The sequence below is a fragment of the Exiguobacterium sp. s95 genome (genome assembly GCF_018618655.1).
GTDB lineage: Bacteria > Bacillota > Bacilli > Exiguobacteriales > Exiguobacteriaceae > Exiguobacterium_A > Exiguobacterium_A oxidotolerans.
Window position 1 is genome coordinate 75,149 of record NZ_JACSMM010000007.1, and the last position, 24,709, is coordinate 99,857.

The 24,709-nt window shown below is 46.7% G+C and carries 23 protein-coding genes and 1 riboswitch; of the genes, 10 read left to right on the plus strand and 13 right to left on the minus strand.

The window, feature by feature from the left end; genetic code table 11:
- Window positions 1-199: 199 nt before the first annotated feature.
- The 4 genes from KNP99_RS11650 to KNP99_RS11665 all read right to left on the minus strand — a co-directional run bounded on the left by KNP99_RS11650 (window position 200) and on the right by KNP99_RS11665 (window position 2,350).
- On the minus strand, window positions 200-946 hold the full coding sequence (locus tag KNP99_RS11650) for a thermonuclease family protein (RefSeq protein ID WP_239456793.1): 747 nt from the start codon (window positions 944-946) through the stop codon (window positions 200-202).
- Between the two features lie 79 nt (window positions 947-1,025).
- Entirely contained in the window at window positions 1,026-1,379 is a 354-nt protein-coding gene (locus KNP99_RS11655) for a thiol-disulfide oxidoreductase DCC family protein (protein ID WP_214770594.1), read from the minus strand.
- Complete coding sequence (locus KNP99_RS11660; protein ID WP_214767672.1) at window positions 1,376-2,026, minus strand: SDR family NAD(P)-dependent oxidoreductase; 651 nt, start codon at window positions 2,024-2,026, stop codon at window positions 1,376-1,378. Before KNP99_RS11660 ends, KNP99_RS11655 begins: the two co-directional genes overlap by 4 nt.
- A gap of 57 nt (window positions 2,027-2,083) precedes the next feature.
- A complete protein-coding gene (locus tag KNP99_RS11665) occupies window positions 2,084-2,350 on the minus strand; it encodes a DUF5327 family protein (protein WP_088836068.1) in 267 nt (88 codons plus the stop codon).
- A gap of 56 nt (window positions 2,351-2,406) precedes the next feature.
- Between KNP99_RS11665 and KNP99_RS11670 the strand changes: the two genes are divergently transcribed.
- Both KNP99_RS11670 and KNP99_RS11675 read left to right on the plus strand, forming a co-directional pair.
- A complete protein-coding gene (locus KNP99_RS11670; protein WP_088836067.1) occupies window positions 2,407-3,372 on the plus strand; it encodes a Gfo/Idh/MocA family oxidoreductase in 966 nt (321 codons plus the stop codon).
- A 36-nt stretch (window positions 3,373-3,408) separates the two neighbouring features.
- Complete coding sequence (locus KNP99_RS11675) at window positions 3,409-5,067, plus strand: glycerol-3-phosphate dehydrogenase/oxidase (RefSeq protein WP_088836066.1); 1,659 nt, start codon at window positions 3,409-3,411, stop codon at window positions 5,065-5,067.
- Between the two features lie 88 nt (window positions 5,068-5,155).
- On the opposite strand, the gene KNP99_RS11680 is transcribed toward KNP99_RS11675, so the two are convergent.
- From KNP99_RS11680 to KNP99_RS11700, 5 genes are all read right to left on the minus strand, one after another.
- The gene (locus tag KNP99_RS11680; RefSeq protein WP_088836065.1) at window positions 5,156-6,445 is read right to left on the minus strand and encodes a DUF2252 domain-containing protein; all 1,290 of its coding nucleotides are present in this window, start codon (window positions 6,443-6,445) and stop codon (window positions 5,156-5,158) included.
- Window positions 6,446-6,514: 69 nt separating this feature from the next.
- The gene (gene msrA, locus KNP99_RS11685) at window positions 6,515-7,462 is read right to left on the minus strand and encodes a peptide-methionine (S)-S-oxide reductase MsrA (RefSeq protein WP_214846065.1); all 948 of its coding nucleotides are present in this window, start codon (window positions 7,460-7,462) and stop codon (window positions 6,515-6,517) included.
- 71 nt (window positions 7,463-7,533) lie between these two features.
- Window positions 7,534-7,716, minus strand: a complete 183-nt coding sequence (locus KNP99_RS11690; protein WP_029332347.1) for a hypothetical protein — start codon at window positions 7,714-7,716, stop codon at window positions 7,534-7,536.
- A 56-nt stretch (window positions 7,717-7,772) separates the two neighbouring features.
- Complete coding sequence (locus tag KNP99_RS11695; RefSeq protein WP_214767666.1) at window positions 7,773-9,533, minus strand: solute:sodium symporter family transporter; 1,761 nt, start codon at window positions 9,531-9,533, stop codon at window positions 7,773-7,775.
- 527 nt (window positions 9,534-10,060) lie between these two features.
- Window positions 10,061-11,542 carry an amino acid permease gene (locus KNP99_RS11700; protein WP_214767664.1) on the minus strand — a complete coding sequence of 494 codons (1,482 nt, stop codon included), beginning with the start codon at window positions 11,540-11,542 and terminating at the stop codon, window positions 10,061-10,063.
- Window positions 11,543-11,654: 112 nt separating this feature from the next.
- Window positions 11,655-11,839: riboswitch (Lysine riboswitch) on the minus strand.
- A gap of 171 nt (window positions 11,840-12,010) precedes the next feature.
- Between KNP99_RS11700 and KNP99_RS11705 the strand changes: the two genes are divergently transcribed.
- Both KNP99_RS11705 and KNP99_RS11710 read left to right on the plus strand, forming a co-directional pair.
- Window positions 12,011-12,466 carry a MarR family winged helix-turn-helix transcriptional regulator gene (locus tag KNP99_RS11705; RefSeq protein WP_088836062.1) on the plus strand — a complete coding sequence of 152 codons (456 nt, stop codon included), beginning with the start codon at window positions 12,011-12,013 and terminating at the stop codon, window positions 12,464-12,466.
- Between the two features lie 156 nt (window positions 12,467-12,622).
- Window positions 12,623-13,714: a GGDEF domain-containing protein gene (locus tag KNP99_RS11710; protein ID WP_251132222.1), complete on the plus strand. Its 1,092-nt coding sequence runs from the start codon at window positions 12,623-12,625 to the stop codon at window positions 13,712-13,714.
- A gap of 72 nt (window positions 13,715-13,786) precedes the next feature.
- Here the strand turns inward: KNP99_RS11710 and KNP99_RS11715 are convergent, their stop codons facing one another.
- On the minus strand, window positions 13,787-14,401 hold the full coding sequence (locus KNP99_RS11715) for a TetR/AcrR family transcriptional regulator (RefSeq protein ID WP_029332343.1): 615 nt from the start codon (window positions 14,399-14,401) through the stop codon (window positions 13,787-13,789).
- A gap of 193 nt (window positions 14,402-14,594) precedes the next feature.
- On the opposite strand from KNP99_RS11715, the gene KNP99_RS11720 reads away from it, so the two are divergent.
- From KNP99_RS11720 to KNP99_RS11735, 4 genes are all read left to right on the plus strand, one after another.
- On the plus strand, window positions 14,595-15,251 hold the full coding sequence (locus KNP99_RS11720; RefSeq protein WP_159174007.1) for an HlyD family secretion protein: 657 nt from the start codon (window positions 14,595-14,597) through the stop codon (window positions 15,249-15,251).
- Window positions 15,252-15,263: 12 nt separating this feature from the next.
- Window positions 15,264-16,958: a DHA2 family efflux MFS transporter permease subunit gene (locus tag KNP99_RS11725; protein ID WP_214770582.1), complete on the plus strand. Its 1,695-nt coding sequence runs from the start codon at window positions 15,264-15,266 to the stop codon at window positions 16,956-16,958.
- 122 nt (window positions 16,959-17,080) lie between these two features.
- Window positions 17,081-17,623 (plus strand): hypothetical protein, encoded by a 543-nt coding sequence (locus KNP99_RS11730; protein ID WP_159174009.1) that lies wholly within the window; start codon window positions 17,081-17,083, stop codon window positions 17,621-17,623.
- Window positions 17,624-17,751: 128 nt separating this feature from the next.
- A complete protein-coding gene (locus KNP99_RS11735) occupies window positions 17,752-18,309 on the plus strand; it encodes a nitroreductase family protein (protein WP_088836057.1) in 558 nt (185 codons plus the stop codon).
- Window positions 18,310-18,556: 247 nt separating this feature from the next.
- Here the strand turns inward: KNP99_RS11735 and KNP99_RS11740 are convergent, their stop codons facing one another.
- Genes KNP99_RS11740 through KNP99_RS11750 form a run of 3 tightly spaced genes read right to left on the minus strand, consistent with a single transcriptional unit; the run spans window position 18,557 to window position 21,529 of the window.
- Entirely contained in the window at window positions 18,557-19,762 is a 1,206-nt protein-coding gene (locus KNP99_RS11740) for a CDP-glycerol glycerophosphotransferase family protein (protein WP_214770579.1), read from the minus strand.
- Between the two features lie 31 nt (window positions 19,763-19,793).
- Complete coding sequence (locus KNP99_RS11745; protein ID WP_029332337.1) at window positions 19,794-20,819, minus strand: ribitol-5-phosphate dehydrogenase; 1,026 nt, start codon at window positions 20,817-20,819, stop codon at window positions 19,794-19,796.
- Window positions 20,816-21,529, minus strand: coding sequence for an IspD/TarI family cytidylyltransferase (locus tag KNP99_RS11750; protein WP_029332336.1), 714 nt, complete (start codon window positions 21,527-21,529; stop codon window positions 20,816-20,818). The genes KNP99_RS11745 and KNP99_RS11750 overlap by 4 nt, the downstream gene beginning before the upstream one ends.
- A gap of 309 nt (window positions 21,530-21,838) precedes the next feature.
- On the opposite strand from KNP99_RS11750, the gene KNP99_RS11755 reads away from it, so the two are divergent.
- Both KNP99_RS11755 and KNP99_RS11760 read left to right on the plus strand, forming a co-directional pair.
- Entirely contained in the window at window positions 21,839-23,602 is a 1,764-nt protein-coding gene (locus KNP99_RS11755; protein ID WP_239456790.1) for a CDP-glycerol glycerophosphotransferase family protein, read from the plus strand.
- The gene (locus KNP99_RS11760; protein ID WP_088836055.1) at window positions 23,599-24,660 is read left to right on the plus strand and encodes an acyltransferase family protein; all 1,062 of its coding nucleotides are present in this window, start codon (window positions 23,599-23,601) and stop codon (window positions 24,658-24,660) included. Before KNP99_RS11755 ends, KNP99_RS11760 begins: the two co-directional genes overlap by 4 nt.
- Window positions 24,661-24,709: the final 49 nt, after the last annotated feature.

Below are 24,709 nucleotides of genomic sequence, written 5' to 3' on the forward strand. Positions count from 1 at the left end.
ATCGGGAGATACGCGTGCTTCCCTCGGGCGAGGCGGACATGCAGACCGTTTAGAAAACGCCGATGATTCCATGAAAAACGGGATCATCGGCGTTTCGTGCGTACAGGACGGAACCGTCCGTCATGAGTTTGAGTTTGAAGCGCCTTTAACATCGGCCCCTTCAGACAATAAAGGACAAACTCTCATGGGGCGTGCATCATTAATTCGCAGCGCGTCGAAAACCCGCTTGTTTCGCTTCCTGTTCGCTACAGAACATTTCCTCTGGCTTGACGTCCTCGTATGAACGACCGCCTCTGACATGATAAATCTTGTTCCCTTGCCGGTTGATATTTCCTTTGATGTCTTCACACTGACCTTTTGCCGAAGAAGTCGATTCCTTCGTCAAGACCGTTTCGTCAAATCCACGATTCGTCGCATAGCCTTCCGTTTCCCAAATGCCTTTTTTCGCTGCTTTTGCTTCTTGTTCAATGTCTTCGAACGTTTTGACATACCGCGTATCCGGTTCGTACACATAGGCGACACGCGCAAGCCCTTGACGTAACAGCTCTTGATTAACCATCTTGCCATCAATCCAGACGTACGCTAGGAGACGACCGTAACGATCCGCCTTTGAGTGATCTCGCTCGATGACGATTTTGCTCCCTTTCGGTAAGAGGTCTTTCGTAAAGCTTGAAGCTTCCGGTCCGAACGGTTGAACCGGTTTTTCCGGGTTTACCGTTTCTGGCGTATCGATTAACAAAAAACGGACGTCTTCAATCTTCCCATCCGGTAACCGGACTTTAATTGTATCCCCGTCGACGACCCGCTCGACGGTCACTTGTGTGGCCTTTGTATCATCCGGTTGTGCGATACCGAACTTCGTTTCTGTTTCCGGATCTGCCTCTAAGGCACAGCCTGTACTGAATACTAGTCCGACTAGCATCAATGCCTTCATCCAAAACTTCATCATGCTCCTCCTTTTTGTTAGTGAGCCCGTCCATTCAAAAAACGCCGACCTTGCTTGCGTCGGCGCTTCGCTACATGTATTAATTGATGGAACACTCCGTCGTACAGCTCATCGGAATGACGCGATTTTTCGCGACTCGGTCATAGAGTGGTGCTCCGATTCGTAAAACAATCGCTAACGAGACCACTGGAGAGGCAGGTAAAAGGACTGGCAAGGTTTTCGTCAACAGACGAATTCCTTCGATTCCCGGGTACCGGACCCCTCGCTCGGTTTCGACATGCATCCGTTCGAGCAATCGCGGTTGTTGTTCCACCGGCATCCGTCGCGCATCGGAAAACGTCAACTGCTGAAAACAATCAATCCGTTCAAGCAGCCGTTTCGATTTTTGACAGAGTGGACAGAGACCATCGTAGTAGACGATTAACTGTTTCATTCTGCAGACAAGACTTTTTCGACATCCGTCCGGTTCGAATACAGTGTGTAGAAGGCTTCAGCGACATTCGCCGGATCGAGCGCCGTCCCCCGCTTCACTTCTCCTGCAATCGTGACCGTCCCGACGTAAACGTTATTTTCTTTTAGCGTGTCATGCAGCATGTGTGTCAATTGACGGACACCCGCTTTTCCAATCGATAGTCCGGGTAATGATTTAATCGCATGAATTCCAGCCCCGCCACCTGTGATTAAGATGGCGCCGTCTTTTCGTTCCACCATATCCGGTGCGACGAGCTGCGCAGCATCGAGTGCCCCGAGGACGTCGATTTCAAATTCTTTCGTGATTTGTTCTGCTGAGACGTCGAGAACCGATGACTGATGCAGAATCGATGCATTGTAGACAAGGACGTCGACTTGTCCGTATTGTTCCTTCGTCCATTCGACAAGGGATGCGATATCCGTTCGGCGTGATGCGTCACACTCGACACCGACTGCTTCGACCCCATGCTCTTTCAATTCCGTGACGACAGCAGCAAGTGTGTCTTGCGTTCGCGCTGCACAAACGATTTGGAAGCCTTCTTTCCCGAATCGTTTACTGATTTCGACACCATTTCCTGGACCTGCTCCAATGATGATTGCTGTTTTCATACTGTTTCCCCCTCTGGCTTGTCTGTCTTTTCTATTCCCAAAAAGTTACGTATCTAGTCAAAAATCAAGCAATGACGGACCTTTTTGTTCATCTTCTTGTGCAACGCCCATGAAGCGTGCGAGCATCGGATCGACGTCCGGTTTTGCTGCCGGAGCTGTCTGTGAACGCACGACGTTTGCTGCCGGTGTGCCCGGTTGCTCAAGCAACAGCTCACAGTATGCTTTCATTGTCGCCAGTTGTTCGACTTGCGCCGTACCGCTCGTCTGCTCGATTTTTGCCATCGTCTGCCGCATTTTTTCAATGACATGTTGTTCTGAAATCATCTTCTTCACCTCACTTGTGCTAAATTGAAGGGACTAACCGAAAAGGAAGTGTCCTTATGATTCGTACTGCTTTAGTTGGATTTGGTCTTGCTGGAGAACACCTGCATGCCCCCTATATTACATCGCCCGATTATCAGCTCATTGCTGTTCAGTCGAGTCGTCCGGATGCAGTTGCAAAAAGCTACCCAAACGTGCCTGTATATCCATCGCTCGAAACATTACTCGCCGAGGAAACGATCGATCTCGTCGTTATCGCGACACCGAATTCTGAGCATTATCCTCTCGCACGCCTTGCGTTAGAGGCAGACTGCCATGTTCTCGTCGAAAAACCGTTTACCGTGACGCTCGCTGAAGCAGAACGATTAACTGAACTGTCTCGTCAACAAAATCGCTTACTGACAGTCTATCATAATCGTCGCTACAAAAAAGACTTCGAAACGCTACTGGAACTCGTCCGGACCGATCAGCTCGGCGACGTTCAGACGTTCGAAGCCCATTATGACCGCTACCGTCCGACCGTCCGTGAACGCTGGCGGGAACAGGACGTACCCGGTGCCGGACTCTTGTACGATTTAGGATCGCATTTAATCGATCAGGCTCTGACTTTATTCGGAGAACGACCGGATCGTGTCTTTTGTGACCAAACGATTCAGCGGATCGACGGTCCGGTTGACGATTATACGCACCTCATTCTCGCCTTCGGAACACGGCGTGCGATTCTTCACATCGGTTCGCTCGTTCCGATGTCTGGACGTTCTTTGAGCGTGCACGGAACGAAAGCAAGTTACTTCGTTGACATGGTCGATACGGAGAATGCGACCTATACATTCGGCCTTCCGGAACAACCACCTGAAGAACGCCCTTTCTTAAAGCCGGCTTCTACGTATTACACGGATCTTGCACGGGCAATCCGAAATGAAATTCCGCTCGTCGTGACGACAGAGCAAGCGTTATTTGTCATGAAAATCATTGATTATGCTCAAAAGAGTGCAAAAGAGGGTACATGGATATCAGTAGAGTAATTCAATCCAATTCATAATGAACAGGGGGAACTATTCATGTTTTCAAGTACAGAACGCACGGCATGGTTAGAAGAGATGGGACAAGAACTGCTCGATGTATTAGTCATCGGGGGCGGAATCACGGGCGCCGGGATTTTGCTCGACGCACAAAGCCGCGGTATGCGTACCGGTCTAATCGAAATGCAAGACTTTGCTGAAGGCACATCAAGTCGCTCAACGAAACTCGTTCACGGGGGACTGCGTTACCTCAAACAATTCGAAATCAAGCTCGTCGCAGAAGTCGGAAAAGAGCGGGAAATCGTGTATGAGAATGCGCCCCACGTCACGACACCGGAATGGATGATGTTACCGCTCGTCGAAGGGGGAACATTCGGAAGTTTTTCAACTTCTATCGGTTTACGTGTCTACGACCAACTCGCTGGTGTACGACGCAATGAACGCAGAACGATGTTATCAAAAGAAGAAACACTCGGTTATGAACCACTCCTCCGCTCAGAACACCTCGTCGGTGGCGGGCGTTACGTGGAATACAAAACGGATGATGCCCGCTTGACGATGGAGGTCCTAAAATCCGCTATCAGTTATGGGGGACGTCCCGTCAACTATACGAAAGCAGAATCACTCGTCTATCATAACGGGAAAGCTGTCGGCGTCGAAGTCCGTGACCTCTTAACAGACCGGACGTATACGATTCGGGCGAAAAAAATCATCAATGCGACGGGTCCATGGGTCGATGAATTACGGGAACAAGATGGTTCAAAATCTGGTAAGTCGCTCCATCTGACAAAAGGGATTCACCTTGTCATCGATCAAGCTGATTTCCCGCTCCGTCAAGCCGTTTATTTTGATGTCTCAGACGGACGGATGATCTTCGCGATTCCACGCGAAGGGAAAACCTACGTCGGAACAACCGACACGAACTATAAAGGTGACATTCTCGAGCCTGGTGTCACGGAAGAAGACCGCGACTATATCTTAAAAGCGACAAATGATATGTTCAATATCGAGCTTCGTCCGGAGCACGTCGAGTCGACGTGGTCTGGTCTCCGTCCATTGATTCATGAAGATGGCAAAGATCCGAGTGAACTGTCTCGTAAGGATGAAATCTTCATTTCGAAATCCGGCTTGATGTCGATTGCTGGTGGTAAACTAACCGGTTACCGGAAAATGGCGGAACGCATCATCAATATGGTCGCCGAACAATTCAAAAAAGAAGAAGACCGGATTTATCTTGAATCACGGACGCGTCATATCTTACTTGGCGGCGGACATAAAGATGGTAGTAAAGGATTTGCCCGCTACTTGAAAGAGCAACAACCGAAAGGAGAAGCCCTCGGTCTCTCGCCAGACGAGACGACATGGCTCATCCAACGCTACGGAACGAACGTCGAACGGGTGTATGAACTCATTCGTTCACGTGGCAGTGAAGCGGAACGTTACCAGTTACCACTTCACTGGTTCGGTGCACTGCTTTACGGACTCGAAGCCGAGCTCGTCATGCAACCCGGTGATTTCTTGAATCGCCGTGCGTCCGCCGTCTTCTTCGATTATCCAAATGCCGAGAAATATGCGGACGGCGTACTCGCTCTCATGCGTAGCGAACTCGGTTGGTCGGCTGAAGAAGAAGCAAAAGCCAATGAAAGCATCAAACGTGAGTTTGACGCTGTTCGTGTAAAAAGTTCAGTTCCCTCTTAAATTAAGAAATTAGCCTAAAAAAGGCAGGAGACGCCGAAGTTCAATTCGGTGTTTCCTGCCTTTTTCCGATTCCCAAAAGACCATTTTCTTATCGGTTCGTCATCCAGTTCAAAAACACGTGGAAGTCTAGCTTCGTTCTTTCCGCATAGGCGTTTGACCAGCGTTGAATTTGCTGAAGGAAAACTTGCTCTGACTGTCCGATTGCTTCGATAATCGCGACATCCGCATGATGAGTGAGAACCGTCGCCTTAATTCCTGCATCCATATCGGCTCGCGCATGGATTTTCGCCGTAATCCGACCTTGAAGAGCTAATACATTTTCAAGATCATCCTGGCTTTTAATATGCTTTGCTTTTAATTTCTTTTTGTACGGAGAGCGCTCTCGAATGTAATACTCCTTTTGATGCATCGTCACGTATCCAAGGTGAGGATCTTCATGCGCTTGCATCGCTTTTTGAGACGCGATGACCCGTAATCCTTGATGGACGGTCTCGACATCTTCGCGGTAAACAGGAACGAATAAGGACGGCACAGCCGTTTGTGCTTGTTTCATCTCAAGGATGACGTCCGGCTCTTCCTTCCCTTCCCCATTGATCAAAATGTAATAGCGTTCCAGACCAATCGAGGCGGTTCCGCTATCCAGTTTGTGGACGATGTCCTTGATCGTATAAAACGCGTCGTCTCTTCGATCGTTCTCATCGACTGATGCAATGTAATCCGGCCAGATCGCTTCGATTGCTGCGTACGTCTCTTTTTCGACACGCTTCATATCCGGTAGATCAAGAAACTTCCGGTGTCCATCAATCACAGTAGTTCGTTCACCAAGCAAGTCTGCTTTCTTCTTTTCAGCTTTTTTAATTAATTTTCGAATCGGTCCTTTCGTATTCTTGACCGTAAAACAGATGTCACTCGGATTTTTACCATTCGCGTATTCATGAAGGTCGTGTAAGTAGTTTTCAATGTAGGCTTTAATTGCCGGTTCCGCATCATAAGCGACCTCGTCTGCAAATAGACGGACCGAAACGGCCATCCGGATGACATCGTAAAGATAGGATCCGAGATACCCTTCATCAAAGTCATTAACGTCATAAATGATTTCACCCTTCGCATTTCCATGAACACCGAAGTTCTCAAAGTGGAGATCGCCTTGAATCCATGTCGGTGTCTCAACCGGTGTGTCGAACCCTAATGGAATACGGGTCAAATCATAGTAAAACAGATGGGAACTGCCGCGGAAAAACAGAAACGGACTTTGGCTCATCTTGTCATACTTTTTCCGTCGAGCCGTTTCATCGAGTCCTCGCACTTTATCATCATAAAAATCCAATACTTTGGCAATCGTCATCTGTCGAATGTCATCATAAACTGCTGTAAACAAAACATGACCTCCTTTCGATTCTAAAAAAGGCAGCCAAAACGAATTCGTTTTGCCGCCTTACGATTTGACTTACTCGAAGTGTTTTTTATATTCCCCATATCCGGCAGAGTCAAGCTCTTCTATCGGAATAAATCGAAGAGCAGCGGAATTGATGCAGTAACGCAGACCACCGAGCTCTTTTGGACCATCATCAAAGATATGACCGAGGTGACTATCGGCATCAGCTGAACGAACTTCTGTCCGCGTCATGCCGTGCGTCGTATCAAGATTTACTTCCATCTTGTCTTCTGCGATCGGCTTCGCGAAACTCGGCCATCCACAACTTGAGTTGAACTTGTCTTTTGACGTGAAGAGTGGCGTTCCATCGACGATATCGACATACAGTCCCGGACGTTCTTCATCCCAGTATTCATTTCGGAAAGCCGGTTCTGTCCCGCTCTCCTGTGTCACTTTATACTGGATGGGTGTTAAGCGTTGTTTCAATTCCTGTTCCTTACCGTGATCTTTCCAAGCTTCTTTGACGAACTTGGCACGACCCGATCCGACACTATACATTTGATAGCGGAACGGATTCTTTTTGTAGTAGTCCTGATGGTATTCTTCCGCTGGCCAAAATGGTGCTGCCGGACGGATGTCGACGGCAACCGGTTTTGAAAAACGACCAGAAGCATCAAGAGCTGCCTTTGATTGTTCCGCCGCTTGCTTTTGCGCTTCATCAACATAAAAAATAGCGGGTTCGTACGATTGACCTCGGTCATTAAACTGACCGCCACCGTCCGTTGGATCAATTTGACGCCAAAATACTTCAAGTAATTCTTCATATGTGATGACAGACGGATCATACGTCACCTCGACTGCTTCGAGATGTCCCGTCGTCTCAGAACAAACTTCTTTATAGGTCGGGTTTTCTGTATGACCACCGGTGTAGCCGGAAATCACCTGGTCGACACCATCATACTTATGAAACGGTTTGACCATACACCAGAAACAACCACCTGCAAATATTGCTTTTGCCATCTATCTTCCCCTCCTCTTTCTATCTCTCTAGTCTACTGCTTTTTAAAGCATGCCCCTACTATCTTGCTCACTCAATCTTCTGGATTTGCCTTCAGGCGTCGCATGACAAAATAAATCGCTGCAAAAACTAAAATCAACCCGCCGAGCGAATACCAAATGTTGTTCATACGATAAATCATTTGATAAATCGCTAATGTAATCAATAAAATCGCAATCGGGATGAATGCCCGTTTAAAGTGGTACCAGTAGTTCACGATGCTCGCCTCCGTTTTTCTTTAATCTTAATCGATTTGAGCCGTCAACTGTGAACTTATTCCGCTCGTTTGTACTCTTCCTCGAGATAAGTCGTATACCGCGCATGCCACGACTTCAAGGCAAAGCGCCAGAGGAAGACCGTCCCGACAAGCAAGACAAGCGTGATTGGCCAGAACCAGCCTGAAACGATACCATCCGGATAGGCGAGTCCTATTTTCGAGAAGAGGACATACATCAAGATGATACTCGACACGAGTAAGACCGAGACAGGCATCGCATATTTCCACGGCGTCATCCCCGTCGTACGTACCGGTCGACGACGATTCACCTGCATAACAGGACGATATTTTCCCATGAACCACATGAACAGCACTTCGATCACCAATAAAATACCATAGCCATGGATAAAGCTGATTCCGTGATCGATTCCGAACAACTGTCTGAGTCCGAAAACAAAGAAGTAATAGGCAATGACATGAAAAACAATGACGATTTTGGCAGCAATCGGTGGAATCGTCCGCACGAGCATTCCCATCATGACGATGACGAGAATCGGAATGTTGAAAAATCCTGTGAACTGACGAATCAACGTCCAAAGACCGTCTGGTGCATACATTAAGAATGGAGCGACGACAAATGAAATCAAGGCAACGATCGTTCCGAAGATTTTACTGACACGAATCAACTGCCGATCGGTCGCTTCTTTCGCAAAGACCGGGCGATAAATGTCGAGTACGAACAACGTCGCGATACTATTTAAGAGTGAGTTGAATGAACTAAAGACTGCTCCCAGCAAGACGGCCAAGAAAAATCCCATCAATGAGACAGGGAGCAACTCCGTGATTAATTTCGGATAGGCCAAATCTCCACTTGCTAGATTATCTCCATACAAATGGTACGCAATCACACCCGGAATCAACATGAATACCGGGACGAGTAGTTTCAGGAAGCCTGTCATCAAGACACCCTTTTGTCCCTCTTTTAAGTCCTTTGCTCCAAGCACGCGCTGAATCACATATTGATTGAGTGACCAATAGAAGAGATTCGCAAACAGAATCCCTGTAAAAATCGAAAAGAACGGAACGGCGTCGGTTGACGACCCAATCGCATTCAATTTTTCAGGGTGTGTCGTTGCGAGACGCTTCATTCCGTCGACCATGTTTCCGTCCCCGAGTGCAAAAAAACCAAGAATCGGAACGAGGAAACCGATGATGACAAGTCCGACTCCATTTAATGTATCGGAGACGGCGACAGCCCGTAGTCCTCCGAAAATTGCATAGATGGCCCCGATGATCCCGACAACCCAAATGACGAGCCACAGCGACTGCGTATAACTCAATCCAAATAACTCCGGTACGTTAAACAGCTGTAAGACGGCAATCCCGCCGGAGTAAAGCATCGATGGAATCGTCACGCACATGTAGCCAAGTAAGAATAAGAGCACCGTCATCCGCCGGACCGTTTCATCATAGCGCTGACTTAAAAATTCAGGTAACGTCGAAATCCCCATCCCCAAAAACTTAGGCAACAGGTAGATCGCCATGATGATGGCAGCAAACCCTGCCGTGACTTCCCACGCCATGCTCGACATATTCCCCATGAACGACTGACCGTTCAAACCAATCAGTTGTTCTGCCGAAAGGTTGGTCAGAAGCAAGGAACCGGCAATAAAGATTCCGCTTAGTCCACGTCCTGCCAAAAAATATTCGTCAACTCCCTGTTCCTTGCCTCGTGTCATGCGATAGGATACATAAGCAACGAGCGCCATGAAGAACGCGGCCGAACCCAGTGTCAAAATCAATTCATATGTACTCATTTCACACTTCCTCCATCTCAATCGTTTTAGTAGGTTTACCGTAAAGAATTTATTCCTTATTTTTACTTTATTGAAACAATATTTTTAGATAAAAATAAAATTATTAAAAAGAAATAATCCAATTACGGATTGACATACTTGAAGGGACATATCATGGAAAGAAACTGAAAAAATCTTTCGGGAATTATTCGCTTCTTCTATACAGAAAAACCCTCTCGCAAGTGAGAGGGTTTTGGTGTGTAGACAAACTATTAATAAGCGTAAACATGCGATAACGAGAGACAATCCGTCACGATACTACCTAAAAAGCGTCATGTTTCGTTGACTCCTAAGGGAAAAGTGCGTTTTCAACGCGACTTGCCAGAGGCAGGCAAGACCCTGCTCATTGTCCGTTAGGATCAAGGAGCAACGGCTTGCGCCTCGCCCGAGGAAAGCAACGAAAAAAGACGCTTGATCTCCCGATTCCCGATAACACTTTGCTTATAGTCTGACCTCTCGTAAGCGAGAGGGTCCTTTAGCTTATACTATTATTTTTTCGGATGTTTCGGAAACTCCATCTCATCATACCGGACAACCGATGTCCGGTGTTTGACTTTATGTCCGAGCCAGAAGACCAAGAATAACGGAATTCCGATATACGTTGCTGCAATCCCAACCCAGTCGATTTGATCAGCGAGGAACGCGGCATAGTTTTGCCCAACGATAACGAGGAAACACAGGCCAAATGCGAATAGCGGACCAAACGGGAACGCCGGTGCAACGTACGGTAAGTCACGTAACGCATGCCCTTGGGCGACGAAACCTTTTCGGAAACGGTAATGACTGATCGCGATCCCGAGCCACGCGATAAATCCTGTCATTCCGGAAGCATTCAGTAACCAAAGATAAACTTGTCCACCGAACATCGACGTCAAGAAACAAAGCGCACCAATCGCCCCTGTCGCGAGTAACGCATTCCGCGGCACACCGTTTTTTGAGACTTTTGCAAATAGTTTCGGTGCATCACCTTGTCGTGCCAGTGTGTAGAGCATCCGGGTTGAAGCATACATCCCGGAGTTCCCGGCAGACAAGACGGACGTCAAGATGACCGCATTCATCAATGCTGCTGCAAACACGAGTCCTGCTTTTTCGAAGACGAGTGTGAACGGACTGACGGCAACATCCGTAATATCATTTGAGACAAGGCTCGGACTTGTGTATGGAATCAACATTCCGATGACGAAGATCGCAAATACATAAAATAATAAAATCCGCCAAAACACCTGTTTAACTGCTTTCGGGACATTTTTTTCCGGATCTTCCGACTCGCCTGCTGCGATTCCGACGAGCTCCGTCCCTTGAAAGCTAAAACCTGCGACAAGAATGATACCGATGACAGCTGGAATCCCTCCGACAAACGGTGCATCACCTAAGCCAAAGTTTTTGAACCCTGCTGGTGGCTCCGAAGTAAAGATACCAAAAATCATCGCGACTCCTACACCAAGAAACACGATGACCGTGACGACTTTAATCATCGCAAACCAGTACTCGGCTTCACCGAATCCTTTGACCGAAAAATAATTTAATCCAATCATTAAAAGTAAAAACAGCGCGCTAAAATAGACGCCCGGAATGTTCGGGAACCAGTAATGCATGACGATTTGTGCTGCGACGAGCTCGACGGCAATCGTGACGGCCCAGTTGTACCAATAGTTCCATCCTAAGGCGAATCCGAATGAAGGGTCGACGAACTTCGTCCCGTACGTCGAGAATGATCCTGCGACCGGCATATAGGCGGCCATCTCCCCAAGGCTCGTCATCAAGAAGTAGACCATCAATCCGACGATTGTATAAGAAAGTAACGCACCACCCGGTCCTGCCGCTGCAACAGAGGCACCTGACGCGATGAATAAACCGGTCCCAATCGCTCCGCCAATTGCAATCATCGACATATGCCGGGCTTGAAGCCCTCGTTGTAGCCCTTCTGCTGTGGAATCGAGGGGTTGTTGTTGCTGTTGTAAATTGTTCATGTCTGTCGCTTCTCTCTTTTTATAATTTTTGAGAGGGCGTAAAAAAGCGCCCTCACCTTCCAAGAGGAAGATGAGAACGCAACATATCGATGATGCGTCTCATTCTACCGTCGTGAAAGATAGCTCCCCATAAACCGCAAACGGTTCATGACAGTATTAGACCTGTTTGATCTAATCCCAATCGCTGACTTTCAAAGTAGTCTACGATTTCGGCAATTCTTCCTTTTGAGCTATTTCATCTGCCGCTTGACGACATCCGTAACCCGACTCATAAGAATCGCAACCTCCATCCCACTGGTTGAGTGAGAACTAATTAAGTTGATTTACTAATTCATTACTTCGACATAGTACATAATATGTTTCTTGTTTGTCAATTTATATTTTTGAATCCTACCGTGCTCATAGTAAAATTCCGATATTTTTAGTACACTAAATGGTAGAAGGTAGTACAGAAAGGATGTTGCTCAGATGGGACAAGAACAACATGACCAATTGACATATCGATTAGAAGAACAAATGCGCGTGATTCTCCGGACGTTGCGCCGTGAGTTGAATCAACTGTTTGAAGGTACTGCCACGCGAAGTGAATTCTTCATCTTACGTAGCTTATCTGAAAACGGCCCCCAGCGTCCGACATTACTCGCGGAACAGTTCGAACTTGCGACAAGTCAGGTCACCGCTTTGACAGATAAACTTTATAAGACCGGTTTTGTGACACGGACACGTTCGACGGAAGATCGTCGTTCAATCGTCCTTGCCTTGACTGACGAGGGAGAGGCCGCTTTTCGGAATCTCGAAGTCGTCCGTCGCAAATATCTTCAGGAGCGATTCGGCACTTTGTCTGAAGAGGAACTGAACGTGATGATCCATGTATTTGATAAAATCCTCGCGACAATGGATGAAGAAGTCGTCTCATCCAATTAATAAATTAAAAATCAAGAGAAGGACAGAGGTTTTATTCTGTTTTTCTTTTTTTATTCTAAACATTCAGACCTCCTATACCGTTAGTAGAACGAGTATACTCAAAGTATATAATTGGAAGTATACTGCAGGGGGAGTTGGGAGGATTTGTTGTCTATTATGAATAACTTCATCATAAATTTTTGTCTCTTATTCACGACGATCACGCTTTTATTTTTACCTTTTCGAAATCAACCAAGAATTACACCAAAATCAAAGCTTGAATCACGCCTTATTTTAGGTTGTGTAGCTGGTGCAATTGCTGTACTCCTCATGTTCAACAGCATTCAAATTGATATTGCCCGGATTGACTTACGTATCATTCCTGTCGCGATTGCCACATTATTTGGCGGATTGCCTAGTGCCTTCATCACGGGAGTCATGATTATCGGAACGCGTTTTTTAATTACACCTGCTGATCAAATCGAAGGAGCGATTCTCGCTTCCGTCATCATGATTTTATTCATTTTGACAATTGGCATAGCACGCAGATTTTTACGTAATACATTGCTGACCTTTGAATTAATGATCGGAATCGGTATTCTCTATTCGTTACCAGCCATCTATGCACTGACAAACAGTTGGGAAACGTTTTTCAAAGTATCGGTTACGTACATTTTCTTTAATTTATTAGCCGGACTCGTCACCTATCGCTTATTAGCCGAACTGCGACGACATTTTGAAAATATCCAGTACCAGCAAAAACTTGCGATGACCGACGCCTTGACGGGTCTCGCCAATCGCCGACGTCTGGACGACTCCCTATCACTCGTCGGATCGGATGACGACGGATATTCACTTATCCTGATCGATATCGATTTCTTCAAACACGTTAACGATACATATGGTCACGATGCCGGCGACGATGTGTTGCGGCAACTCGGAACGACACTTGCCTCTATTGTACGTCCGGATGATTTAGTCGGTCGGTACGGTGGAGAAGAATTCTTGATCATTTTACCGAACACATCATTGAAGGATGCGAAAAAAATCTCTGAATTAGCGCGGACGACAGTCGCCCGTAACCTGTTCCCGACTGCAAATGTACCTGATTTGAAGATTACGATTTCGTTAGGAATTGCCCATTCGGGTGGATCCCATACATCACTCGAAGCATTGCAACAAGCGGATAAAGCACTCTATGCTTCAAAAGAGCACGGACGTAACCAAAGTACGATTTATACGAAACAGCTGGAATTCCGTCAAGCGTAATCTAACGTTATATCCGACTAGCACAAAAAGCGCCATTCCCTCACATCGGAATGGCGCTTTTTAGTTCATTTTTTAGACAGTCCCTGGGCGTGTCTGAGGAAAACCAATACTTTCAACTGTTCCGAAGACGATCATCTGACTGAGCTGATTTGCCATATACTCGGAGGAATACGGACGATCATTTCGTAACCACGACATCAAGAGCCCGAGTTGACCACCAATGACGTAGTTCAGTAATAAATCCCGATCCACCGGAACAGAGACACTTGTCGTCTCCCGGAAAGCAAGACGGTAGTTTTCTTTTAACGTATCCAAGAAACGGGAGATGAACGTCTTGACTGTTCCTTGGAGCAGCATCGTCCGGTAAAAGCGCTCGTTTTGCTCAATGTGGATGAACAAACGTGCAAAGTAACGACTGACGCGTTCGACTGTCGGAGGCTCGGCCGATTGTTTTCCTGTAATCCGAATCGCTTCTGCGAGCAACGTCATGTGTTCCTCAACGATTTGATCCAGCAAATCGTATTTATCTTTATAGTGCGCATAGAAGGTCGAACGATTGACCTCAGCACCATCCGTCAACATTTTGACGGTGATCGTCGAAAAGGAATGGTGTTCAAGTAAATGAAATAGCTCTGTCGTAATACGTTCACGTGAACGTTTAGGACGCGGATCGCACGACTGATTCATTTAAAATTCAGCTCCTTTTTACGTATTGTATCCGTTAACAAAGACTTTTCCAACATTTTGTCGGAAATTGTTGGTTGTTTGTTTGTTATGCACCCATATAATTAACTGTATTAACTACTCCTCCCCAGAGGAGTCTTTTTTATGAGACCGCACTGGGGCGATCAGCTAGTAACAGAAAGGATGCAACTTACTCATGAACATGAAGAAATTATTAATCATCAATATTTTAACGCTCGTCGTTTTAATTGGTGGTGGCGCAATCGGTTATTATTACTACGATCAAGCAACAAGTTACGTCAAAACAGAAAATGCCAAAATCGACGGTAAGATGATTACGATTGCTAGTCCTGGCGCTGGAAAACTCACTGACTGGACGGCAAAAACAGGACAGACACTCGATAACGGGGCGACACTTGGTCACGTCATGATGGCACAAACTGGTCAAAAACCGGTTGATGCGTCAATCGAAATGCCAGCAAAAGCAACCGTCGTTCAGTCGATGGCGACAGAGAACGGTTTTGTTGGTGCCGGTACGCCGCTCGCTTACGGATTTAACTTAAATGAATTATGGGTCACAGCAAACGTCGAAGAAACAGAAATCGATGAAGTCAAAGTCGGACAAGCCGTCGATGTCTATGTCGATAGTTATCCCGATACAACACTTTCGGGTGAAGTCGAACAAATCGGGATGACAACAGCAGGCACGTTCTCGATGATGCCGTCATCGAATGGAAACGCAAACTATACAAAAGTCGCGCAAGTGATTCCCGTGAAGGTGTCGCTCTCACAAGAAAAATCACTCGACATTCGCCCTGGTATGAATGTGACCGTCCGCATTCATAAGGATTAAGGAGGGACGCTTATGTCTACGACCTTCCTCTTTGGATACATTGTGTTCATGCTTGTCACGTTCCTTGCAGTCAATTTGATTGCACGCCGGGCACGGCAACCGCGGGTAGCTGGCGCAGGAGGTCCGGCGCTTGATGAAACATTGATTGAAGCAGAAGCGGTTGGCGCGATTCCAGCCGCCCCTGCTCCGCAAGCGCAAGCGACGATTTCAACGGAAAACATCAGTATCCCGAAAGTCATCACTGTCCTGTTAATTGGAATGTTCATCGCGATTTTGAATCAGACATTAATCAACGTCGCTCTTCCTGTCTTGATCAACGACTTCAACGTCACGACGTCGACAGCACAGTGGTTGACGACCGGATTCATGCTCGTCAACGGGATCTTGATTCCAATCAGTGCGTTCCTCATGCGAAGCTATACGTTTCGCCGCTTGTTTCTTGTCTCGATGACGTTGTTCTTCTTCGGATCGATCATTTGTTCGATGGCGATGAACTTCCCGGTTATGATGATCGGACGTGTGGTCCAAGCAGCCGGAGCCGGTGTCTTGATGCCGCTCGGTACGAACGTCTTCATGACATTGTTCCCACCCCATAAACGGGGAGCTGCGATGGGCATGCTCGGGATTGCGATGATTCTTGCACCGGCGATCGGACCAACGATCACAGGATATGTCATTCAAAACTACGATTGGCACGTCATGTTCTATGCAATGGCCTTCTTTGGTCTCTTAACACTTTTACTTGGATTTGCCTGGTTCAAACTCGTCCAACCGTTATCAAAACCAAAGTTCGATGCCCTCGGTGTTGTCTTTAGTACGATCGGGTTTGGTAGTCTCTTATACGGATTCAGTGAAGCCGGAAACGACGGTTGGGACAGCCCTGTCGTCATCAGTACGATCGTCATCGGGTTACTTGGTATTGCCGCCTTCGCTTTGCGTGAGCTTGCGATGGACGACCCGATGTTGAACATCCGTGTCCTAAAAGTACCGGAATTTTCATTCACCCTCTTCATTAACGTCATCGTCACGATGGCCTTGTTCGGCGGGATGTTGCTGCTGCCGATTTACTTGCAGAGCATCCGTGGTTTTTCACCCATCGACTCAGGTCTCTTATTATTGCCTGGTTCATTGATCATGGGAATCACCGGTCCCTTCGCCGGTCGACTGTTCGACCGGTTCGGCATTCGACCGCTTGCCATCTTCGGTCTGACGTTGATGACGTACGGAACATGGGAATTGACGCAACTTGATTTAAACACGTCTTACTATTCCATCATGGGCATCTATATGCTCCGGTCCTTCGGGATGGCGTTCATCATGATGCCGATTATGACAGCTGGCATGAACGCTCTGCCGATGAAGATGATTCCTCACGGAAACGCGACACAAAATACATTACGCCAAGTCGCTGGATCAATCGGGACGGCCATCCTCGTCACGGTCATGACCCGTCAGACGACAGCTCATCTCGCGGACGATGCCAACCAGTTTACGACACTTGACCCAACACTCTCGCAACACCTTGGTGAGCTCGGACAACAGCTTGGTAGTCCACAAGCCGCATCCGTTAGCTGGTTGACGCAATTGACGAAACAAGCGACGATCAGTGGAATTACAGATGCCTTTTGGGTGGCGACTGTCTTGTCTGCTCTTGCACTCGTATTGTCATTCTTCCTTCATGGAAAAAAAGAACCGAATTTAGATTAACGTGTCTTATCCAGCCAGTTGACGGCACATCGTCAGCTGGCTTTTTAATCGTTCACCTTTGCACTTCTTCTCTAATATCGCTACACTAGGTTCATTGAGTTCATATCAAAAGGAGATGCTTTATGGTTGCCTTCCTTCAATTTTACGCGTTCATTTTCGCCTGTTGCTTCGCGTGGCAGGTCGGACGACCATCTCTTTCCTGGTCGCAAAAAATCTCGCGTGCGTTTTTAACGAGTATCAACAGTCTCTTCGTCTTTTTCCGTGCTTCGGTCTCGATTTTCTTACTCGTCGGTCCGTTAGTGCTTGTCTCGTACTATGTCTTTCCGAACCTCTTACAGTTCGAAGGTGGTCTCGCAATCGTCATCAGCGTGCTCGTGATTGGTCTAATTGATCGGCTCGTCAGCCTCGTCATCTTACCGCTTATCCGCTCGTTTTTCTTGAAGCGTAAACGCATCATGCCGCAGTTGCTTGAAGCAACTTTTTATACGTTGTCCATGACGGTCTTGCTTTACATTAACTTGACGGCTGTTCCGGGTGTCGAACTCGGACTTGCGATCCCGATTTTCTTTGGTTTCACAATTTATTTTGCACATTATTTAATGGCATTACTGCGATTACGCCAAGTCAAAAAGAAACTCGCTACGACAGCAAGCAAAAAACAATAACCACATGAAACGAACGATGACTTCCATTGAATTCTAGTCACCGTTCGTTTTATTTTTCGGATTACCATTGACAATGATAATCGTTATCATTTATATTTTAAGAGTACTTAGGTCAGGAGATGATAGTGATGAATGCACGACAACTCATTTTAGAACGACGTTCGGTTCGTTCCTACACCGATCAACCTGTTCCATCCGAAATGATTGAAGAAATCTTAGAAGCAGCAATTTATGCACCGAATCATAAGTTACGCGAACCATGGCGTTTTGTTCTCGCGATTGGTGAAGGACAAGTCCGGTATGTCGAACAATTGATGGAGCTCCTTGAAGCACGTGGTCAATTCGATCAAAAAACGGATGAGCAACGCCTATCATTTAAAGAAAAAATAAGTGAAGTCCCGGTGTTTTTGACGGTCCTTTATCACGTTCAAGGAACAGACGATCAACAGACAGAAGATTTACTTGCGACTGCTGCGATGATTCAAAACATCCAACTGCTTGCATCAGAACTTGGTTTAGGAAGCTGCTGGAAAAGCGGGAAACATTGGTTTACAGACGAATATGCGACACTCGTCGGTGCCCATGATGAAGAACGTGTCGCCGGTGTCATCCAACTCGGTTGGCCTGCGATGATTCCACCACTAAAAAAACGGACACCTGCCCGCGAAAAGTTAACGCACTTTTAAGGAGTGCGCATCCTGCGAGCTACCCCTGCTCGCGCCAATCAAGCCCCATTTATACAGTCATAAGCGATTATTTTGCAACTTCCTCCCCAAACGAAGTTGATCAAATAATCGCTTTTTCTTCTGCACGTTTCCCTCATTCCTGTCAGGAAACCAATCAAAAAAACCCGGATGATTCTCACTTTTTTTTAAAAGCAGAATCGTCCGGGTTTCTCTATATACTGTGTGATGTCCTTCAAGATGATCGTATTTACACGATTGTCGTTTTTTCAGGTGACACTGCAGGCGACTGCACATGATCTAACAGATGATCCACGATGCGTTTTGTCGCTTGCCCATCTTGATACGTGAAGAATTGACGGGCGAATTCCTCAATCTTCTCTGATTCGAACTGCCCTTGTTTCACCCAAGCGATGACTTCGTTGAACGAGGAAACAATCGGCCCCGGGACAAACGATTCATACGGGAAGTAAAAATCACGTTCTTCCTTATAGGATGTCAAATCATTCACGAGGAAGATGATTGGTTTTTTGAGTAAAGCGAACTCAAAGATGACGGACGAATAATCCGTGACCAAAATGTCTGAAATCTGCATCAAATCATTGATATCCGGATAATCCGTCATATCGATGATTTGGTCCGAAAATTCAGCCGGGACGACAGGACGATTAAGCACGAACGGATGCATCCGTAACAATAAAATATACTCGCTCCCGAGCTCTTGGCGGAACTGTTCGAAATTTAGTTCCTCATCATAATGTGCCGTCGTCTGACCGTTGCCCCGGAAAGTCGGAGCAAGAAGAATGATTTTCTTCGAACGCCACTCCGGATAGTCAGCATACAGTTTTTGTTCGACATGTGCTTGGCGCGCCGGATTCAAGAGTTGATCCGTTCGTGGGACACCGAGTGGATGAACACGGGCCGCGTCCATCCCGAATGCTTCAGCATACGGTTCGATACAGGCTGTTCCCGAGACATAGACTTTCGAGTAGTTTCGGTGAATTTGAACCATCTTCAAGTAATCATCGTCCGGTGAATAGGATTTATCGAGCACACTGTAACCGAACTTTTTAAAGGCGCCACATGCATGCCACAGTTGAATGACCTCAGTCCCTTGACGCAGTGACGAGACATAGACCGGATAATAGTAGTCATCGATGATGAAATAGCGGGCAGTCGCGAGTTCATACGTCGCCCGCATCATGTGGAAGACGTATTTAATCTGACCGAAAAGACCTTGTGGGAACCGCTTTAACAGGAACACATAGCTGAATCCAAGATCGCGGCTCTCAAGTTCGTCATAAACGGCACGGAAGTTATCAACGAGCTTGTCTGAACGATATGTCGCAAACACGACTTTTTGCTTGTCAATCGGCAAGCGTCTCGCAAGCCAATACGTCATGACCAGTAAATAATGAACCGTCCGCCGCTGAATTAAACGTATTTTTTGTTTCATGAGTGATCCCTTCTGTTGCACCTACTAATTTTTACATGCACCATTCCATGACGGTTTTTCCGAAACGGTTCGTTAAATCGCTTTCGAACGCTTGATGGATGTCCTCGATTTGACGAATTTGGAATACACCTGCGACTAAGTTCGACAAGTATTCTGGAATATCCGGGTACGTTTGATACAGTTCCATCGTCCGAGCGAAGTCCGTTGGTGTACTGCGACTCGACCCATAGACACGTAATCCTTTTTCGAGAATCATCCGTGTATTGACAGAAACAGGCTCCTCAGATACACCGAGCAATGCCATCGTCCCTTCTGGAATGATATAGTCAATCATTTGATTGATTGCATATTGACTGCCGATGCCGCCTACACACTCAAACCCGTGATTGAAGGCAACACCTTCTGGAATTTGGTCGATATGATACGTCTCATCCGCGAACGAGAAGTAATCGAGCTTCGATTGTGTTTTTCCGAAGACGAGTAATTTCGCTTCCGGATACAGTTTACGTAACAACAGTGCTGTGATGAAACCAAGGTTTCCGTCACCCCAAATTCCGAACGTTTCCCGACGCGCATGTGCGATTTGGTCGAAACGTGTCACGGCGTGTACAGCGACACTGACGAGTTCTGTAAAGGCTGCGACTTCCGGGTTAAGATCTGCCGGTACTTCGACGAGACGATCGGCTTGAATGAAAACATAATCTTGCATGTAGCCATCATAACCGCTTGAACGGAAACGACTTGTCCGCAAGTAGTTTTCGCCGATGATGTCATCCGTCTCAGACGGCGTATTCGGTACCATCGCAACGAGCGTCCCTTTTGCGAATGTTCCTGACGGGTCATGAACGACTTTTCCGATTCCTTCGTGAATCATCGCCATCGGTAATTTTTTCGCGAGTACTTCTGCACTACGGCTTCCTGTGAAGTAACGTTGATCCGCGTGACAGATTGACAAGTAAGTCGGCCGGACGACGACGCGATCAGATTTTAACGACCGCTCATCATACGTCACCTCGATTTGACGAGGTGCAACGAGTTGATAGACTTGGTTAATCATTGGTTAATCCGCTCCTTCAGGATTGCGTTAGCAATACGTAAATCATAAGGTGTCGTGACTTTGATGTTGAAGAGTTCTCCTGTGACGAGTGCGACATCTTCACCTTTGAGCAATAGAATCTTACACGCATCCGTTAAAATGGCACGCTCTTCAGCAGACAAGGCTTCATAATGTGATTTCAGCTTCGTGATTTGGAAGCTTTGTGGTGTTTGCCCTTGATACATCTGGTCACGGACCGGAATGTCTGTGATTGTTTTTCCGTCTGTCGATGCAACGATTGTATCGATGGCTGAAATGACAGTATCACATGCACCATACTCAAGTGCTGTCGAGATATTTTCTTTAATGATCCGGTGTGTCAGGAATGGACGGACCGCATCGTGCGTTACGATAATATCTTCATCTGTGATGCCATTCTTTTCGTCGATCCAGTTGATCGCCGCCATGATGGATTCGTTCCGGTCATTTCCACCAGCCGTGATGACGATGCGCTCATCTTGTCCGATGTATTTTTCTAAGATATCGCGTGTATAGTTAATCCACGCTGTTGGTGTGACGATGATGACACGGTCAAAATCATCGTTCAGTAAGAATTTTTCGACCGTATGGACGAGAATCGGACGTTCCCCAATTGAAAGAAATTGTTTTGGACGATCGACGTTCCCCATGCGTGTTCCTTTTCCCCCAGCTAAAATTGCTGCATAAATCATCTTGTATCGCAGATGTCTCATCCGTCGCGTGACGGCGCTGTCATGAAACAACCTGCTTCCCTCCCTTATCAAAAATCTTTTTTGGTTTCCACCTACCAGCGATGTGGGTATATCTTCGAATAGAGTCGGATAATCGGATCACACTTGACGAAAAAAACAAAAAAAATATACAAAGCACTATTTTTTTTGCTTTGTCACGATATAATGATTGGTGATTTCTAATACAACTATACTATGTTCCTGGTGATTTTAAAAACCTATTACTTTTGTGTAAATACATTGTAATCATTTACGTGAGGAGAGATTGTTTTGACAGAAGAAACACTGATGCCGACTTTACAAGCGAAAGTCGACTATTTAGAGCTTGCCGGTACGACATTCCGCTTTGAGGCACGCTTGTTTGGATTAACTGAATTCTTGCAAGCAGAACAATTACTTTTCGAAAACCCGACAGCACAAGAAGGACAGGAAACAGAACGAGAAGATGACTACATTCAATCGGAAGCACCAGAAGCACCCATTCCGCTTGAACGTGCCATCGTCTTCCGCAATAAACGGAATAAACGGACGTTCATCCTCCGCTTCCCATTTGAAGGGGACTGGACAGAAGAGACCTTTACCGGCTCATTGAACCTCAATCACATCACACCGACGGGACGTCCTTTACCAATGGGCTATTTTGATGCCTTCTTCGCAATCGTCCAGGGCAACTCGATTTTACACGAAGCCCCATTCGGCGACACACGTGCACTGATTCCGGTCATTTACCGTGTCGATACGAAACATAGCAATCTGTTATTGAAACTCGAATATGAACTGGTCGTCCAACATTCTGAGTATAGCAACACCTTAAGCTTCCATTCCCTAAAACGCGGGGAGTCAAAACGTTTCATCCGGATGATTGACCGGTACAACAAATATAAAAAGGATTTCCGCAAACGCGCCTTTAAATTCCGTCGGTTTACGTTTAAAGCCATCTACAACGTCACGAAATGGACGCAGCCGATTGCGGAAGACAAAGTCTTGTTCGCTTCCGACTCACGGAGTGATGTCAGCGGAAACTTCGCCTACATTCTCGACGAAATCGAGCGACGCGATTTGAACCTCGACGTCAAGACATTCTTCAAACCGAATCTTCAATCCCGACGCGACTGGCGTGATAAATTCACATTGCCATATCACCTGGCGACAGCCAAAACAATTCTCGTCGATGATTTCTATCCGATGATCTATCCACTCAAAATCCGTAAAGGAACGGACCTCGTCCAGGTATGGCATGCTGTCGGAGCATTCAAGACGTTCGGTTACAGCCGCCTCGGTAAACCGGGTGGTCCAAGCGCCAACTCGCTCAGTCACCGGAACTATACGAAAGCAATCGTCAGTTCACATAATGTCGCGCGCCACTACGCTGAAGGATTCGGTCTCCGCGAAGATCAAGTCATCGCAACAGGCATTCCGCGGACGGATATGTTCTTCGACCAGGACTACATCGCTGCTGCGAAAGAACGGATTTATGAAGATTATCCAACATTCAAAACGAAAAAAGTCATCATGTTCGCGCCGACCTTCCGCGGTAATGGTGCGAAAAGTGCTTATTACGACTTCGACCAACTTGATTTAGATGCTTTGTACGAAGCGTTCCACGAAGAGTATGTCTTCGTCTTAAAAATGCATCCATTCGTTCGTCGTCGGATGGAAATTCCAGAACTGTACGCTGATTTCTTCATCGATTTGACGGATCACCGTGAAATCAATGAGTTGTTGTTCGTCTCAGACATTTTGATTACGGATTATTCTTCGACGTGTTTCGAATTTTCACTCTTGAACCGACCAATGTTGTTCTTTGCTTATGACTTAGACGACTACATCTCTAAACGTGACTTCTATTACGACTTTGAAGAATTCGTGCCCGGACCAATCGTCAAAAATTCGGATGAATTGATTGAACGGATTAAAAATGAAGACTTCGAAATGGACAACGTCAAAGCGTTCGCTGAGTACTTCTTCGAGCATCAGGACGGGAAATCAAGTGCCCGGTTCGTCGATCAAATCATTCTTGGAGAAAACAAATGACGGTTGCTCCAAAGCCGATTCCCGTGCCGGCTTACGATCACTGGCTCGGGAATTACAAAGTCTTGTTGATTTTCACGGTCGTCTTCGGTCACTTGATCGAGACGTTCCGCAATCTTGACGGCAATGATTCGGTCCAAATCGCTTACAATGTCATCTACTTGTTGCACATGCCGGCCTTCATCTTCATGAGCGGATACTTCTTCAAACAAGTCCGACCAAAACGAATCATTTCGTTTGTCGTTCTCTATTTTATTTGGCAGTCGATTCATGAAGTCTACCTGGCTTATGCGAACGATAAGACGCTCGAAGGACTGATTGACGGATTACTTCATCCGCTCGTCCCAAGCTGGACATTGTGGTACTTGCTCGGCATTATCATTTGGCAAATCGTCACACCGGGATTCCTCATCTTACGCTTCCCGCTCTTGGTCAGTGTCGCTGTTGCGCTTTTAATCAATGCAGACCCGGGTGCGATCACAAACTTCCTGTCGCTCCAAAAGGTGATTAGCTTTTATCCGTTCTTCTTGATGGGCTATCTCGTCAAAGAACGCGGATGGTTAGCGAATGACGGCTTCCGCGATCGGTTGACGGGGCCTGCCGGACGACTCGTCGGTCTCGTCGTTTCACTGACGATTGCGATTTTTATGGGCATCTGGACAAAAAACGGTTTTGATACGGCATGGCTCTTTTACCGGGATACATACGGTGAATTTGAGGTCTCTCTCCTTAAGGGAGCGGCGACGCAACTGTTCCTTTATGCAGTCAGTACGGTCATGATTTTCTCCGTCCTCCTGATTGTCCCAAGACGATCTTTCGGTGAACGGTTTGACGAAATCGGGATTCAGACGTTAGCGATTTATTTACTCCATTCGTTCATCGTCCGTCTCTTCCGGGATTCCTTACCACCGGCCATCGCAGAATCACCGTTCCTGTTGATCGGCTTAGGGCTCTTGCTCGCGACAGTTCTTGTCTTTGTCCTGTCGAGTCGCCCGGTCGTCCGGATTTTGCGACCGTTGCTATCGCCGAATGTGAATTGGTTATTCAAGAAAACAAGCTGATGCTTTACCTGATACGTGTAGAAGCAGGTGACTTCATCTAAAACATCCA